General features: G+C 66.3%; 15 protein-coding genes. 8 read left to right on the top strand and 7 right to left on the bottom strand.

From position 1 onward, the window contains the following. Positions 1–99 precede the first annotated feature (99 nt). Entirely contained in the window at positions 100–312 is a 213-nt protein-coding gene (locus tag LDL21_RS12945; protein ID WP_181696266.1) for a hypothetical protein, read from the top strand. 450 nt (positions 313–762) lie between these two features. Here the strand turns inward: LDL21_RS12945 and LDL21_RS12940 are convergent, their stop codons facing one another. After that, the gene (locus tag LDL21_RS12940) at positions 763–1,611 is read right to left on the bottom strand and encodes an LLM class flavin-dependent oxidoreductase (protein ID WP_225280228.1); all 849 of its coding nucleotides are present in this window, start codon (positions 1,609–1,611) and stop codon (positions 763–765) included. Positions 1,612–1,920: 309 nt separating this feature from the next. Here LDL21_RS12940 and LDL21_RS12935 point away from each other — a divergent pair, with 309 nt between their 5' ends. From LDL21_RS12935 to LDL21_RS12925, 3 genes are all read left to right on the top strand, one after another. Beyond that, positions 1,921–2,877, top strand: a complete 957-nt coding sequence (locus LDL21_RS12935) for a hypothetical protein (RefSeq protein WP_225280227.1) — start codon at positions 1,921–1,923, stop codon at positions 2,875–2,877. Positions 2,878–2,929: 52 nt separating this feature from the next. Beyond that, positions 2,930–4,072 carry a N(5)-(carboxyethyl)ornithine synthase gene (locus LDL21_RS12930; protein ID WP_181696263.1) on the top strand — a complete coding sequence of 381 codons (1,143 nt, stop codon included), beginning with the start codon at positions 2,930–2,932 and terminating at the stop codon, positions 4,070–4,072. 205 nt (positions 4,073–4,277) lie between these two features. Next, on the top strand, positions 4,278–4,865 hold the full coding sequence (locus tag LDL21_RS12925; protein ID WP_225280226.1) for a hypothetical protein: 588 nt from the start codon (positions 4,278–4,280) through the stop codon (positions 4,863–4,865). Between the two features lie 310 nt (positions 4,866–5,175). Here LDL21_RS12925 and LDL21_RS12920 read toward each other — a convergent pair whose 3' ends face one another. Then, a complete protein-coding gene (locus tag LDL21_RS12920) occupies positions 5,176–5,685 on the bottom strand; it encodes a MarR family winged helix-turn-helix transcriptional regulator (protein ID WP_220138920.1) in 510 nt (169 codons plus the stop codon). A 364-nt stretch (positions 5,686–6,049) separates the two neighbouring features. After that, positions 6,050–6,376: a hypothetical protein gene (locus tag LDL21_RS12915; RefSeq protein WP_220138919.1), complete on the bottom strand. Its 327-nt coding sequence runs from the start codon at positions 6,374–6,376 to the stop codon at positions 6,050–6,052. Here LDL21_RS12915 and LDL21_RS12910 point away from each other — a divergent pair. Then, positions 6,369–6,809, top strand: coding sequence for a hypothetical protein (locus tag LDL21_RS12910; protein ID WP_225280225.1), 441 nt, complete (start codon positions 6,369–6,371; stop codon positions 6,807–6,809). The genes LDL21_RS12915 and LDL21_RS12910 overlap by 8 nt on opposite strands. Here the strand turns inward: LDL21_RS12910 and LDL21_RS12905 are convergent. The 3 genes from LDL21_RS12905 to LDL21_RS12895 are packed head-to-tail and all read right to left on the bottom strand — an operon-like array spanning position 6,796 to position 9,427. Next, the gene (locus tag LDL21_RS12905) at positions 6,796–8,034 is read right to left on the bottom strand and encodes an NAD(P)/FAD-dependent oxidoreductase (protein WP_225280224.1); all 1,239 of its coding nucleotides are present in this window, start codon (positions 8,032–8,034) and stop codon (positions 6,796–6,798) included. The genes LDL21_RS12910 and LDL21_RS12905 overlap by 14 nt on opposite strands. Next, positions 8,031–8,207 (bottom strand): rubredoxin, encoded by a 177-nt coding sequence (locus LDL21_RS12900; RefSeq protein WP_181696259.1) that lies wholly within the window; start codon positions 8,205–8,207, stop codon positions 8,031–8,033. The genes LDL21_RS12905 and LDL21_RS12900 overlap by 4 nt, the downstream gene beginning before the upstream one ends. Further along, positions 8,207–9,427, bottom strand: a complete 1,221-nt coding sequence (locus LDL21_RS12895; protein ID WP_225280223.1) for an alkane 1-monooxygenase — start codon at positions 9,425–9,427, stop codon at positions 8,207–8,209. The genes LDL21_RS12900 and LDL21_RS12895 overlap by 1 nt, the downstream gene beginning before the upstream one ends. 139 nt (positions 9,428–9,566) lie before the next feature. Here LDL21_RS12895 and LDL21_RS12890 point away from each other — a divergent pair, with 139 nt between their 5' ends. Together LDL21_RS12890 and LDL21_RS12885 are read left to right on the top strand one after the other, a co-directional pair. After that, on the top strand, positions 9,567–10,166 hold the full coding sequence (locus LDL21_RS12890) for a TetR/AcrR family transcriptional regulator (RefSeq protein WP_225280222.1): 600 nt from the start codon (positions 9,567–9,569) through the stop codon (positions 10,164–10,166). Positions 10,167–10,381: 215 nt separating this feature from the next. Next, positions 10,382–11,029 (top strand): hypothetical protein, encoded by a 648-nt coding sequence (locus tag LDL21_RS12885; RefSeq protein WP_225280221.1) that lies wholly within the window; start codon positions 10,382–10,384, stop codon positions 11,027–11,029. 107 nt (positions 11,030–11,136) lie between these two features. On the opposite strand, the gene LDL21_RS12880 is transcribed toward LDL21_RS12885, so the two are convergent. After that, a complete protein-coding gene (locus LDL21_RS12880; RefSeq protein ID WP_372462177.1) occupies positions 11,137–12,399 on the bottom strand; it encodes a helix-turn-helix domain-containing protein in 1,263 nt (420 codons plus the stop codon). 111 nt (positions 12,400–12,510) lie between these two features. On the opposite strand from LDL21_RS12880, the gene LDL21_RS12875 reads away from it, so the two are divergent. Continuing rightward, positions 12,511–14,337, top strand: coding sequence for an NAD(P)/FAD-dependent oxidoreductase (locus LDL21_RS12875; protein ID WP_225280219.1), 1,827 nt, complete (start codon positions 12,511–12,513; stop codon positions 14,335–14,337). The last annotated feature ends 33 nt before the right edge of the window (positions 14,338–14,370 follow it).

Genomic DNA, 14,370 nt, shown 5'->3' with positions numbered 1-14,370 from the left:
CGCGGGGGACCGGGCGGGCATGCGACCATACAGGGGTTGTCGGAGGTCGTCGCTATGCTCGGTGTCACCACGGCTCGAAGCCACTCCCAGGGGGAATCCATGACCGACCTACACCCGCGCACGTCCGGCCGTCCTCCGGAACCCGCCCGAACCGACGAGGTCGAGCTCACCGTGTCTTCGAACGCCGTCCCGTTGTTCAGTACCCCCCACCACAACGAACCCACGGCGGCAACGCCGATCACCACCGGTCACCAGTTCCCGACCTTCCTCGCCCCCGCGCACCACCAGTCCGACGACGACCCGCAACGCTAGAGTCTTTCCCGGCTCGCGTCGGCCGTACCTGAGCGGGACCAGCGGTGCTGTCATAGTTGCGGGCGGCCGAGTGCTTCACCCAGCGCAAGCCCGTATCGAGCGGCGAAGACCTTCCGTGCTCGCACCTGGGCACGAGTGCGTGGCCGGAACTTCGGTTCACGCCCGCACCCGCACGGCTCGAACCCTTCGTATCGCAGTCCTGCACCGACCACGACGCCGACGACGGACCACCCGTCGACATCACGGCGCGCAGGAGCGGCAAAGTCACGCCCCGCGCACGACATCGGCCGGGTACACCGTGGGCAACGATGCGGCACACCGTCTTCCGATGGATGACGCTTGAACGACAACCGGCACGCGACGCATACCCAGTGCAGCTTGTAGTGCACGAACGCATAGGTACACATGCCGTCGATGGTATCCGTCCAGCAGGGCGCTCGGGCCCTGCTATCAGAGCACGGCGTCGGCGAGACGGTCGACCTGATCGGGATCGGTGCCGTAGCAATACAGCATGACTTCGTCGGCGCCTAGGTCCTCGAATTGCCTGATGGCGGAACCGATCTGCGCCGCGGTGGTGAGTATGCCGCCGGCCATGTAGTCGGCACGGCCGCTGAACTCGTAGTAGTCGAGGACAGCGGTGCGGGCCTGGTCGACCACCGGCTGCGGACCGAGGACTACGTTGAGCTGGGCGACGATGCGTGGTGAGCCGTAACGACCGTGGTTGCTCCAGGACTCGCGGGCCAGGTCGAAGAGGCCGCCCGCCCAGGACGGCGCGGCAGCGGCGAGAAACCCGCCGCCCCAGCGGCCGACGCGGTCGATCGCGGCGGGCTGGAAGCCACCGAACAGCAGTTCAGGGCCTGCCGGTGTGGTCGGCGAGGGACCGATGGGCCCGCAGCTGTCACTGAATCGGTCACCGGCCCACAGCCGGCGCATGAGGCGGAGCTGTTCGTCCATACGGCGGCCGCGGCTGCGGATATCGGTGGCGCTCGCCTCGTGATCGTCGTCGCGACCGCCGACACCGAGGCCGAGCACGAAGCGACCGCCGGACATCCGATCCAGCGTCGCGACCTGTTTGGCGAGCAGCGCGGGCTCGCGCAGCGGTGCGATGAGTACCTCGGTCTGCAACCGGATACGAGTGGTGCGACCAGCGAGCACCGCCAGGGTGACCAGCGGTTCGGGGTTGTCGTAGACCAGGCGGTCGAGCAGTCCGAGGGTGGCGAAACCGGCGGCTTCGGCACGGACAGCCCATTCGGGCAGCGTGCTGGGGTCGGCGATGGGAAGGCCGAGTCCGATATGCATGAAATCCTCCGTTGGAGATGGGCGTGCGTCATTACGCCGCCCACTCCACGCCTGCTCAGATGAGGCGGGGCTCCCACACTGCGACTGTATTCCTGGAGAGCACCGATCGGATTGCGGCCACGATACGACGCCCGCCACGAAACCCGCAAGTCGATATTCGTCCGAGCCGACCCTCGCCCGAGCGCCTTCCTCGTCCGATCATCTGATGCCGCCTCCCCTGTACCGGCGAGACACTGTGACGAGGTGAAATAGGCTGTGGGACAGCAGGATAAGTAACTTGTCCGCCGGTGCGGGTACTGTCTGGCCCTTATGGGGTATGACGTCAGTTTTCATGCGATCGACATGCGGATGGTCGAGAATCGGGTACTTCCGTATATCGCCGGGTACGGCACCGACGAGGATCTGCATGATCTGATCCGCTTCGGCGTGGAACAGACGAAGGTCCGGTTCCGGGCCAATGCGTGGGGTCTGGGCGCGCTGGAAGAACTGGGCGGCAACGCCGACTTCGACCCGCAGCTGTATGTGTGGGGCAGGCCCTACTTCGTCACCGCGCAGACGCCCGAGGAAGTCGCGGAGACGGTGCTGCAATACAACCGGTGCACCCCGGAACAAGTGGATCACCTCGCGGTTCAGCAACTGTCGCTGCTCGACCGCACACTGGTTGGTCGTGTGCGGCCGAACATGGAGGGCACACTCCCGCCGGATCGGTATGTCGCCGAAGCGATCTCGGGCAAGGTCGTCCTGCTGCGCCAAGCGGTGCGAGCTTTGCGGGCACGGCAGTCGTTCACCACACCCGACGGCGAAACCGCGGATCCGGGCGAGATACTCGCCGGGAACCTGCAGTTCGTTCTGGTGGAGTTCCTCGCGCACATTCTGCCGGGCTGGATCCAGCGCGGCCGGGTATGGCCGACGCTGCTCGAGCGCACGGCCGGATCGGACGGCTATTCGGGCCTGGTCGACAACTCGGCCTTGCTCGGCCTGATGCGCTCGGAGTTCCCCGCACTGGAATGGGCGGTCAACTACACCATTCCGAGCAACTACGAGGTCGGCGGATACGCGGCCCCCGCCGCCGTACCGGTGACCCGGCACTGGCTGGCGCGCAAGGCCGACGAGCTGGTGGCTGCGGGCGACGAGGACGACGAAGGCGACGTGATTCGCACCGCGATCCGCAAGACGGACGAGGCACTGGCCCTGGCCGCACGGATCGGTGGCGCGTTCGTCGAGGCATCGGAGATCTACATCCCCATGGAAGGCACGATGAACTGACCCGATCGGGCCGGGCCGAAGGTAGCGGGTAGGCTCACCAGGTGAAGCAACTGTGAAAGACCTGACCGTCGGCGTCGTCGCGACCTCCCGCAAGGAAAACGAGCATCGGCTGGCCATCCATCCGGCCCACCTCGACCGCATCGACCCGGGACTGCGCGGGCAGATCTTTCTCGAACGTGGCTATGGTGATCGTTTCGGTTACTCCGACGAGGCACTCGCTCCGCTGGTCGCCGGTTTCCGCACCCGCGAAGAGCTGTTCGCCGAATGCGATGTGCTGCTGCTGGCCAAACCGCTGGCCGAAGACCTCGAGCAGATGCGGCCCGGCACGATCGTGTGGGGCTGGCCGCACTGTGTGCAGGACGCGCGAATCACCCAGCTGGCCATCGATCGGGAGTTGACCCTGATCGCGTGGGAGGCGATGAACCACTGGACGAAGGCAGGCGTGTTCAGCGTCCACGTCTTCCACAAGAACAACGAGCTCGCCGGCTACTGTTCGGTGCTGCACGCACTCCAATTGCGTGGTGTCACCGGCGATTACGGTCGCCGGATGCGAGCCGCGGTGATCAGCTTCGGTGCTACCGCGCGCGGTGCCGTGCGGGCGCTGTCGGCGCTCGGCATCAGCGATGTCACGGTGCTGACCCAGCGCAGCGTGTCCGCGGTGGCCTCGCCCTTCGCTTCGGTGCGGATGCAGCACTTCGAGCGCGATCCGGCCACCCCGAGTCGTACGTTGGCACTGAAGGCACCGGAACCGGGCCCGCTCGCGGAGATGCTGGCCGGCTACGACGTGGTCGTGAACTGCATGTTCCAGGACACCGAGGCACCACTGACATTCGTGACCAACGACGACCTCGACCTCTTCTCACGCGGCACGCTGTTCATCGACGTCTCCTGCGACGAGGGGATGGGTTTCGAATGGGCGCGCCCCACCTCGTTCGCCGACCCCATGTTCGCCGTGGGTACCGAGCTGCACTACTACGGTGTCGACCACAGCCCGTCCTTCCTGTGGGACTCGGCGACCTGGGAGAACTCCGAGGCCCTGCTCGAATACCTGCCGGTCGTGCTCGCCGGCCCCGGCGCGTGGGACGCCAGCGACACGATTCGCCGCGCCATCGAGATCCGAGGCGGTCGCGTGCAGAACCCCCGGATCCTGTCGTTCCAGGACCGTTCCGACGCCTACCCCTACGCGGTGAACTGACGCAGGCCACCATCTCCATCGTGCACGTCGCGTAGCTCGAGGAGACACAGTTCAGCCGGCTTTCCGCCGGTACTGGGCGTGACGACCTCGTAGGTACCGACGTGTGGGCCCGTCCCGAAACCGATGTGGTGCCGGTGCTCGCCGAGCTCAGGATTCGCGTGGTGGTCTGCGAGGCGTCTACCTCGTTGTCGTTGCTGGTGACGACGTGGACGGTGGGCGCGCGAGGGATGGAGTCGGGCGTGCGCGCTTCGTCGCAGTCGGCGTCGTAGTCGCGGGATGGGGCCGCGTCGTTGTGGTCGTCGGTGGCGCGGCGGTGGTCGAGCTCGGTGGGACTGTGGTGCGGGGTGTTGTCGTCGTGGTGGTCGGCGCAGCGGTGGTCGTGGTGGTGGATGTGACGGTGACGGTCGGGGGATCAGCCGTTACCGTCACTGTGCTCGGACTGACGGTCGAGGTGTCCGGGGGAATCGCGGTGACGGGCACTGTGGATTCCGGGACCGACGCGACACCCGGATCTTGTGGCGGCGGTGTGGCCTGCACCGAAAGGCTTGCCGTGACAGACAAACTCACGCTGACCGAGGTATCCGGCGAATCCGCAGGCAAGGGATCGGTGGTCACGATGGTCGTCGTTTCCGGTGCGGGGGCGGTACTCGGCGGTTCGGTGTCCGGTTGGTCGAATCCGGCATCGGTAGCCGGGTCGGTACCCGAGGCGACATCAGGAACGGCGACCTCGCTCGGTGCGTCGGCTACCGAGCCGGAATCGACCACAGCGGGACTGTCGTCGACGGCGCAGTAGCCGGAAGTCTGTACGGACGGTTCGCCCGAGAATATCGCCGCATTGCTCGTCGACAGGCTCGAATCCGCCCGCACTATCAGCGATATCCCGATTCCCGTGCCGACGACCGCGGCCGCGACGCCCGCACGCGACATCCGCCGCCGGAACCGATCGGCGGGTGCCGTCGAGGCGTGCCGCCCGTATCGATGCTGAACCCGAGGCCGACTCCCGGGATCGATTTCGCTGTGGTCGACGGATTCCATCCTGGCTTCTCCCTCGAGGTACGCCTACCGTGCGAACCGGTGGCAACAATGCGGACGTCGCGGCCATTTCAGGGTTTCGAGTAGGGATGTACCTCACGTAGCCGTTGCCGGTGTATTTGTTGCAGTTCGCCCGCGCGGGTCAGAAAGTCGGCGATTATTTCGAGTTCGGCGGTGTTGTAATAGCTCAGCAACATCTTGTAACTCTCGACGATCATGGGTACGACAATTTCCCGTACCCGGTGGGCCGCGAGTTCGGTGGCCATCACTATCACCCGGCGACGATCGGTCGGGTGCAGCGAGCGGACGATATAGCCCTGTTTCTCCAGCCGGTTGAGCATGATCGTGACGCCCGCCGCGGTGAGGCCGAGCCGTTCGGCCAGCCTGCCCGGAGTGGTGGATTTCTCGTCCTCGAGCAGCACGATTTCGAGGGCGCGTCGATCGGTCTCGTTCACGCCGAGCACTCTGATCAATTCGCGAATCAGATCCTCGACGGATCCGTGATAGAACTCCAGCGCCCTTTTGAGCTCGACCGAGATCCGGGCGGGTTCGCTAGTAGTGGGGCACACGAGCTTTCCCATCAGCAGTCACCGATCAGAGCTTCCCTACGGGCGGAAGGATCGCCGCCGGGCGTTCGAAGGGGGCATGGTGGCTCCTGTCGATCGAACCTCACGAGATCGGCACCACCGCGGCCACCGAAGTGAACCGTGGCTGTGTCGGACATGCAGCGTACGACACGATGGCGGGCGCGATACGCCCATCGGACTTTTCGGTCGAATATGGTTACTCTGCACCAAACCGCAAGGGGGGCAACCATTGTCGATAGTGATGTATATGGTCTCGCCGGGTCCGGACCGGGCCGCTCGCGCGGCCCGGTCCGGACATCTTCACCACGGATTGTCGGCGCGGGCGTGGGTCATCGTGCCGTAGCGCCTGTCCATGGGCCTAGGTGACGGTGGTTGTGGTCAGGGTCGGGGAGGGGTTCGGGTAGCACGAAGTCGCTACGTTGCCGACGAACGAGACGTTGGTCGTCATGGTCATACCGGGACTTGTGTAGCTGGTTCCCGCGTACTTGCTGGTGATCGACGTTCCAGCGGCACCCGCGGTGACATTGATGGTCACCGCGGGCGGAGTGAAGCTGGTACCACCGGCGATCGGCCCGGGAATGGTCAGCACGACGTTCCCACCGGACGTCGCGACCGTGCCCGCCACGCTACCTCCGGAGGCGCTGGCCGAGACCAGGGTCGAGTTCGCCGGGGTGGGAATGGTCATCTTCAGGTTGCTGATGTTGTTCACCGTGAAGCCGGAAGCCGAACTCGGCACCGACGACGCACCGGGTGTGATGGTGATGGCCACCGCGGATCCCGATGCCGCCGAGCCCGGCGCCGTACCGGTGACCGTCGTGTTCATGTTCGAGGTCTGGCTGATCCCGAGGACGGTGCCCCGGCATGCCCAGTTCACGCTGACCGGCGCCGCGTTGACGGGTGCGGCCAGACAAAAGACGGTAGCGACAGCCACCGGAGCGATAAAGCCTGCGCGAAACAGGGAAGTGGTCGATATCATGGCGATCTCCAGAAAATGTCGAGCAGTGGAGTGGCGGTATGCCCAACTACAAAGTGGGTGTTTTAAAAATATAGCTCGCCATCTTCTTTTCGTGGCTGAAATCGCGAATCGATACGCCCTGAATATCGTTATCCGCTATTAGTTATTTTCTCCGGATAGTTAATTGTGGAAAGGTTTCCACTTCTTTCGGAACTGCGGAATGAACTGGTGGTCCAGGGGGCACCGGCGGCGATGGCCGCCCGCGCCGCGCGGAGTTCCCGAGGCCTGGCCACCGCGACGGCGCCGACGGGCAGGCCGTCGCGGACGGCCACGGCGAGGAAGTCCCGGGATGCCACGGTGCCTTCGACGACGAGGTCGTCGTGCGGGTGGACCCAGCCGGCGAATTGCAGGGAGAGTCCGTGCTGATCGGTCCAGCCCCAAGGGATTTCGACGGGGGCGGCCGGGCGGCCCAGGATGGCCCTCGCCGCGGCGGCGCCCGCGGACATCGCCGAGTTCCACTGCCGGCCGCTCTCGAACTCGCCGCGGTGGGAGTTGAAGGCGGTGGTCGCGTCGCCCGCGGCGAACACTCCCGGTGCCGATGTGCGGTAGTGCTGATCGATGACGATGCCCTCGTTGACGGCCAGGCCGGCGGCTTCGGCCAAGGCGGTGTCGGGCGCCGCTCCGATGGCGACCAGAGCGGCCCCGGCCGACCGGCTGCGCCCGTCGGCCGCCGTGGCTGTCACGGCGTCGGCGGTGTCGCCGAGATACGTTGTGCTGAACTCTGTCTCGACGACGACGCCGTGCTCCTGATGGAGGTCGCGCAGCAGGTCCGACACCGCCTGCGGCACCACCCGGTCGAGCAGCGCGGGGCCCGCGTGCAACAGCGTCACATCGGCACCGAGGCCGCGGGCGGTAGCGGCCACCTCGCAGCCGATCAGCCCGCCGCCGACGATCAGCAGTGACCCGCCGGCATCGATCGCCGCTCGCAGCGCCGTGATGTCGGACAGCGTCCGCAAGGTGTGCACGCGGGTGGACGCGGTGTCGATGTGGCGTGCCCGCGCGCCGGTCGCGAGCAGCAAGCTGTCGTAGCCGAGGTCTTCACCCGTGCTCAATCGCACCGACGCACGGTCGGTGTCGATCGCGTCGACCCTGGTCGCCGCCCGCAGATCGATGGCATTGTCGGCCCAGAACTTCACCGGCTTCAGCAGGGTGCGTTCCACCGAGGCGGTGCCCGCGAGTAGTTCCTTCGAGACCGCGGGCCGACGATAGGGCATCGTCGGTTCCGCGCCGGCGAGCACGATCTCGCCGGTATACCCCTCGCGGCGCAAGGTGTGTGCCGCGGTGGCGCCGGCGACACCGGCGCCGACGATCACGATCCGCCCGCTCATCCGCGACTCACCTCACGCATGTCGAAGTCGACCTTCTCGCGGACACCGCAGTCCGGACAGCACCACTGTTCGGGAATCAACGACCAGGCGGTGCCTGCGGCGAAACCTTCACGGGGAGCGCCGAAGCGCTCGTCGTAGACGTAGTCGCACACGGGGCAGAGGTAGGCGGCCATCAGTTCGCTCCGTACTGCGCGAGGATCTTCGCGCGCTTGCTCGGCTGGATATTGACCCGGGTGATGTCGCCGTTGTAGTGCGCGAGCACACGATGGTCCATCACCTTGCGCCACAAAGGGGTCAGGTAGGCCAGGCCGATCAGGCTCGCGTACCCGCTCGGCAGTTCGGGCGCGCCGTCCATATGGCGCAGGATCTGGTAGCGCCGGGTGGGATTGGCGTGGTGGTCGCTGTGGCGTTGCAGGTGGTAGAGGAAGATATTGGTGACGATGTGGTCGGAGTTCCAGCTGTGCTCGGGGGTGCAGCGCTCGTAGCGACCCGAGGCGGTCTTGCTCCGCAGCAGACCGTAGTGCTCGAGGTAGTTCACCGTCTCGAGCAGGGAGAACCCGTAGACGGCCTGGATCACCAGGAACGGCAGGATCGTGGGGCCGAACACCGCGACCAGCGCCGCCCACAGCACCACCGACATCGACCACGCGTTGAGCACGTCGTTGTGCGGCGAGAACGGCCTCTTGTCCAGCCGGCGCAGGCGGGTGGCTTCCAGTTCCCACGCGGACTTCAGGCTGCCCCACACACTGCGCGGCAGGAAACTCCAGAACGATTCGCCCAAGCGGGCGCTGGCCGGGTCCTCCGGCGTCGCGACACGCACGTGGTGGCCGCGGTTGTGCTCGATGTAGAAGTGCCCGTAGAAGGTCTGGGCCAGCGTGATCTTCGACAGCCAGCGCTCGAGTTCGTCCTTCTTGTGGCCGAGTTCGTGGGCGGTGTTGATACCGACACCGCCCATCGCCCCGATGGTGAAGGCCAAACCGATCTTCGAGGCCAGGCCCAGACCGCCGTCGATTCCGAGCCAGGAGAGGTTGTCCGCGGTCCAGAGGTAACAAGCGAAAACCAGGCTGATCAGCTGTAGCGGAATGTAGGCGTAGGTGCAGTAGCGGTAGTACCTGTCGTTCTCCAGCTGTGCCATCACCTCCTCCGGTGGGTTCGCACCGTCGGGCCCGAAGAAGCGGTCGAGGGTCGGCAGCAGGACGTACACCAGGATCGGGCCGAGCCACCACCACACCGGCGCCACCACCTGCCAGCCCAGCTGGTTGAACACCCAGACGAGCGCCGTGGCCAGCATTGCCGCACTGGGGGCGACGAGGCCGAACAACCACAGATAGCGCTTGGAATCACGCCATTGCAGGGCCGTGGCCGGTTCTTCGTGGTTTCGCGATGTCGTCATCTCGTTCTCCTGATCACCGAGACATTTCCCGGGCATTGTCGAGCTCGTTTACAACTGATGCCGATGTGTTCTCAGTAAATACATAGAGTCATGGGTTGTCAACGAAGCTGTCACTTCGGGCCACATGTACGATGGCTGGGTGGCCGAATCGCCGAACTTCCAGTCCGAGATGCGTCAGCTGTTGCGCGATCGCATGCTCGACGCTGCCCGCACCATGGTCGTTTCCGAAGGCTGGGGCGCGGTCAACATGTCGCGTATCGCGAAGGAGGTCGGCATCAGCAGACCGGTCCTCTACAAGGAGATCGGCACCAAGCAGGCTTTGGCGGATGCCCTCATCGAGCGCGAGACCGGCATCTACCTGAGCGGGGTGGCCGACACGTTGGGCGAGCATCCGGCCGACCCCCTCGCCGGGATCACCGCCGCCGCCGAATACACCCTGCGCACCGCCGGTGACAACACGTTGATCAAGGCGGTCCTCTCCGCTCGTCAGGATGCCGACACCGCCCTGCTGCCCGCCTTGGTGAGCGACGCGCAGCCGGTGCTCGTCCGGGCGGTCGACGCGCTCACGATCACGGTCCGCGACCGCTACCAGTTGCCTCAGCTGTCCGACGAGGAGATCACCTCGATCGTCGAGATCATGGTGCGGCTCACCCTGAGTCACCTGTTCCAGCCCACCGGCAGTGTCGACCGCGCGGTGGTGCAGATCGGTGCTGTGCTGGCCGGTGTGTTCCCGGACTGAGTCGAACGCCGTGCTGCGGGCGTGCCGCTGCGGAGCAATAATTCCTGACTGATTGGTTTGAAAACTAATTAGTTCAAACTGTGTGCTAAGCAACGAGTTTCGTTGATACGGTCACCTGGCTGGGCTGTTACGCCCGGTGCGTCTCGCGGCACGACGGTCTGGTCGGTCGCCCGACGCGTTCTCTGGCTTGATGAATCGAGACCACTATGTTCGGAATGCGCACCAGCCACCTTCTGGCAGCGATCACCGTGGCCGCACCCTTGCTCGCGACCGCCGCGCTCTCGGCGCCCGCACACGCGGCAACCACTACCTGGACAGTCGTCAACCCCAACAGCAACGGCGCGTTCTCGGCGGTGTCGGGACCGCTGGTCGTGAAGAACAAAAGCGGCACAACGATATTCACCTGTCCGAGCCTGTCCTCGTCGGGCTCCCTGCCCGCAGGTACCCGGACGACCTCCGGGCTCGGTGCCATCAAGTACACGGACCTGATCAACTGCACCGCTCCCGACGGCACGGCGTGGCGAGGGCAGTTCACCGCAGCGGCGGGCGCCTCGAACTTCACGGGCAAGTCTTACAATGCGGCCACAGGGACGACCTCGCTGGTCAATGGCGACCTGTTCAACTCGATCAACCTGGTCTTCACTACGGTCGTCGGAAACTCGTGCGGGTTCTGGACTCATCACACCGCGATGACGTACACGAACGCCACCTCCACCCTCAAAGCGACCACGGCCGTGGTGAAGTTGGCCACGGCCGAGGGGACGCCGACGTGTCAGGGACTCCTGACGCAGGGTGAGACGATCACCTTCGCCACCGAGTACAAGGTCACGCCGGCGGTCAAGATCACCGCAACGGTCAGTTGACCTGGCACCAGGCTGCCCTGACTATCGGCTCAGCTGTGCTCTCGGCGCCGGGATGTCGTGAATTCCATCCCGGCGCCGATCGTCCGAGTACGGCATCGACCGCGAAGTCACCGGCAGAGTGCGCGTAAGCCCGGTCCCGCGCTGTGTCGGATGAAATCGCAGTCGGCGAGGCGCTCGGCCGAGCCGAAAGTGACTGTCAGGCTGGCAGATTCGGCGATCCGATAGGGTCGGCTCGCCACCACCGAACCGAGCGTCCGCCGCAATCGGGAAATCTCGGCCCGGACCGCGACGGCGTGGTCCGCATCGCCGAACAGCGCTTCGCTGAGCCGTCCGACCGTCATGCCCTGTCGGCCGTGCAGGTGCAACAGCAGCAGGATCTCGGCATGGCGTGCCGACAGCGCACAGCACCAGGCGGATTCGCCGCCGAGCGCGCGCAGGGTCGGCGGACCGGACAGGTCGAGCGCCAAGCGGGTGAGCCGGGAGCCGGAGTCCGGACGGATCAGCCATCCGTCGGCGAGCTGCTCGGCGGTGCACAGACCTAGCCCGGGGACGGTGATCGGGCGGTCGGGTCTCGGCACGGCCACCCGGTGCGTGGCGCCGACACCGACGGCCTGGGCCACCCAGCCGTTGTCGTCGACGACCAAGGCGGGTCCGGACAACCCGGCCAGGGCGGGGCCCGCCGCCGAACGCAGCCGGTCGAGCCGGGTCTCGTGATGACGCCACAGTTGCGCTTCGGCGAGCCGCACGCCGGTACTCACCAGCGCGGTGACCGCCGGATGCAGGGCCAGCGCGGGACCACTGATGTCGACGATTCCGAGCAGGGTACCGGTGCGCGGGTCGTGGATCGGGGCCGCCGTGCAGAACCAGGGGTGCTGGAACTGCTCGAAGTGCTCACCGGAGAACAACTGGACCGGATTGGCCTCGGCCAGCGCGGTGCCGATCGCGTTGGTGCCGACCGCGTCCTCGGTCCAGCGCGCGCCCTCGCGGAATCCCAGGGTGTCGGCCCGGTGGCGCACCTTCGCCGAACCGTGTCGCCACAGGATCACGCCCTCGGCGTCGGCGACCACCAGCATCAGCTGAGAAGCGGTGTCGGTGAGATCGGACAGTGCCTGCGTGAGGTCGTCGATCACCGCGGTGAGCGAGGATTCGCGGCGCCTGCGTTCGACATCGTCGACGGCCAGCACCGAGCGAGCCCTCGGCTGGTCGGGCACCAGCCCCGCCGCCAGCACCCGCGACCACGACCGGGCGACGAGGGGGCGAGGTCGCAGCGGCGAACGCCCACCGGCGATCACGGCGTCGTGCATGCGGATCAGCTCACGCGCGTACCCGGAGAGGTCGGTGCCGGGTACGAACGCGCCGAAATCGCCCACGCCTGCGCCCTTCATCGGTGCCGTCTGTCAGCGCTGCAACGCGCTGCAACGATTGTGCCACCCCTCCCGCATGACGTGTGCTTCATGTCACAGATTGTGGAGGAGGATTCGATGACCCAGACACTCGATCCCGTCGTCGACGGATCGGACGTAGCCGGACCCCAGCAGCGGGTGGACGCCTGGCTGACGGCGTTCGAGGCGGCCTTGTCCGCGCGCGATGTCGACACCGCGGCGGGCATGTTCGCCACCGACAGCTTCTGGCGCGACCTGATCGCGTTCACCTGGAACATCAAGACCGTCGAGGGCCGGGCGGGCGTCGCCGACATGCTGGCAGCCCAGCTAGCCGACACCGACCCGTCCGGTTTCCACACCACCGAGACGCCGACCGAGGCCGACGGGGTGATCAGCGCGTGGATCGGTTTCGAGACCGGGGCCGGACGCGGTGTCGGGCACCTGCGGCTCACCGACGAGGGCGCGTGGACCCTGCTCACCACCCTGCAGGAGTTGAAGGGCTTCGAGGAGAGCAAAGGCCCACGGCGGCCGAGGGGCGTGCGTCACGGTGCCGACCGCGCCCGGGTGACCTGGTCCGAGCAACGCGAACGCGAACAGCACGAACTCGGCTACACGCGACAGCCGTTCGTGCTCGTCGTCGGTGGGGGACAGGGTGGTATCGCCCTCGGTGCGCGGCTGCGCCAGCTCGGCGTGCCCGCCCTCGTCGTCGACAAGCACGACCGCCCCGGTGACCAGTGGCGCAAGCGGTACAAGTCGCTGTGTCTGCACGATCCGGTCTGGTACGACCACCTGCCGTATCTGCCGTTTCCCGACAACTGGCCGGTGTTCGCGCCGAAGGACAAGATCGGCGACTGGCTCGAGATGTACACCAAGGTGATGGAGGTGCCGTACTGGTCCAAGACCACCTGCACCTCGGCACGCTACGACGAGGCCGGCGAAACCTGGGTGGTGGAGGTGGAACGCGACGGTGATCCGCTCGTCTTGCGCCCGCACCACCTGGTGCTCGCGACCGGCATGTCGGGCAAACCGAACATCCCGGATTTCCCTGGGATGGACCGCTTTCGGGGCGACCAGCACCACTCCAGCCGGCACCCCGGGCCTGACCGTTACGCGGGCAAACGTGCCGTGGTGATCGGGGCCAACAACTCCGCCCACGACATCTGCGGTGCCCTGTGGGAGGCGGGTGCCGAGGTCACCATGGTGCAGCGGTCGTCCACCCACATCGTGAAGTCGGATTCGCTGATGGAACTCGGCCTCGGTGACCTGTACTCCGAGCGCGCCCTTGCTGCCGGAATGACCACGCAGAAAGCCGATCTCACCTTCGCGTCGCTGCCGTACCGGATCATGCCCGAATTCCAGATCCCGGTCTACGACGCGATCCGCGAGCGCGACGCCGACTTCTACGCACGCCTGGAACGCGCCGGATTCGAACTCGACTGGGGCGACGACGGCTCCGGATTGTTCATGAAATACCTGCGCCGAGGTTCGGGCTACTACATCGATGTGGGCGCCGCCGAACTCGTCGCCAACGGCGACATCCGCTTGGCGCACGGGCAGGTCCGCGAACTCACCGAGGACAGCGTGATCCTGTCCGACGGCACCGAACTACCCGCCGATCTCGTCGTCTACGCGACCGGCTACGGGTCGATGAACGGCTGGGCGGCCGACCTCATCGGCCAGGACGTGGCCGACGCGGTGGGCAAATGCTGGGGATACGGCTCGGGCACCACCAAAGACCCGGGCCCCTGGGAAGGCGAGCTGCGCAATATGTGGAAGCCGACCCAGCAGCCCGGCCTGTGGTTCCACGGCGGCAACCTGCACCAATCCCGCCACTATTCGCTGTACCTTGCCTTGCAGCTGAAGGCCCGGTTCGAAGGGGTGCCGACCCCGGTCTACGGAAAGCAGGAGGTGCACCACCTGAGCTGACCTGGCACACCCGGCGAGCAGTCGGGTGGCTGA

This window comes from Nocardia rosealba, assembly GCF_020216065.1.
Lineage (GTDB): Bacteria > Actinomycetota > Actinomycetes > Mycobacteriales > Mycobacteriaceae > Nocardia > Nocardia rosealba.
Note: the sequence above shows the minus strand (reverse complement) of the source record. Positions and strands in the feature narration are given on the sequence as shown.

What these genes read in the sequence shown, in the direction of transcription:
- LDL21_RS12945 (WP_181696266.1), top strand. Translation starts at nt 100, where the DNA reads ATGACCGACCTACACCCGCGCACGTCCGGCCGTCCTCCGGAACCCGCC.
- LDL21_RS12940 (WP_225280228.1), bottom strand. Translation starts at nt 1,611, where the DNA reads ATGCATATCGGACTCGGCCTTCCCATCGCCGACCCCAGCACGCTGCCC.
- LDL21_RS12935 (WP_225280227.1), top strand. Translation starts at nt 1,921, where the DNA reads ATGGGGTATGACGTCAGTTTTCATGCGATCGACATGCGGATGGTCGAG.
- LDL21_RS12920 (WP_220138920.1), bottom strand. Translation starts at nt 5,685, where the DNA reads ATGGGAAAGCTCGTGTGCCCCACTACTAGCGAACCCGCCCGGATCTCG.
- LDL21_RS12910 (WP_225280225.1), top strand. Translation starts at nt 6,369, where the DNA reads ATGGTCATCTTCAGGTTGCTGATGTTGTTCACCGTGAAGCCGGAAGCC.
- LDL21_RS12915 (WP_220138919.1), bottom strand. Translation starts at nt 6,376, where the DNA reads ATGACCATTCCCACCCCGGCGAACTCGACCCTGGTCTCGGCCAGCGCC.
- LDL21_RS12905 (WP_225280224.1), bottom strand. Translation starts at nt 8,034, where the DNA reads ATGAGCGGGCGGATCGTGATCGTCGGCGCCGGTGTCGCCGGCGCCACC.
- LDL21_RS12900 (WP_181696259.1), bottom strand. Translation starts at nt 8,207, where the DNA reads ATGGCCGCCTACCTCTGCCCCGTGTGCGACTACGTCTACGACGAGCGC.
- LDL21_RS12895 (WP_225280223.1), bottom strand. Translation starts at nt 9,427, where the DNA reads ATGACGACATCGCGAAACCACGAAGAACCGGCCACGGCCCTGCAATGG.
- LDL21_RS12885 (WP_225280221.1), top strand. Translation starts at nt 10,382, where the DNA reads ATGCGCACCAGCCACCTTCTGGCAGCGATCACCGTGGCCGCACCCTTG.
- LDL21_RS12875 (WP_225280219.1), top strand. Translation starts at nt 12,511, where the DNA reads ATGACCCAGACACTCGATCCCGTCGTCGACGGATCGGACGTAGCCGGA.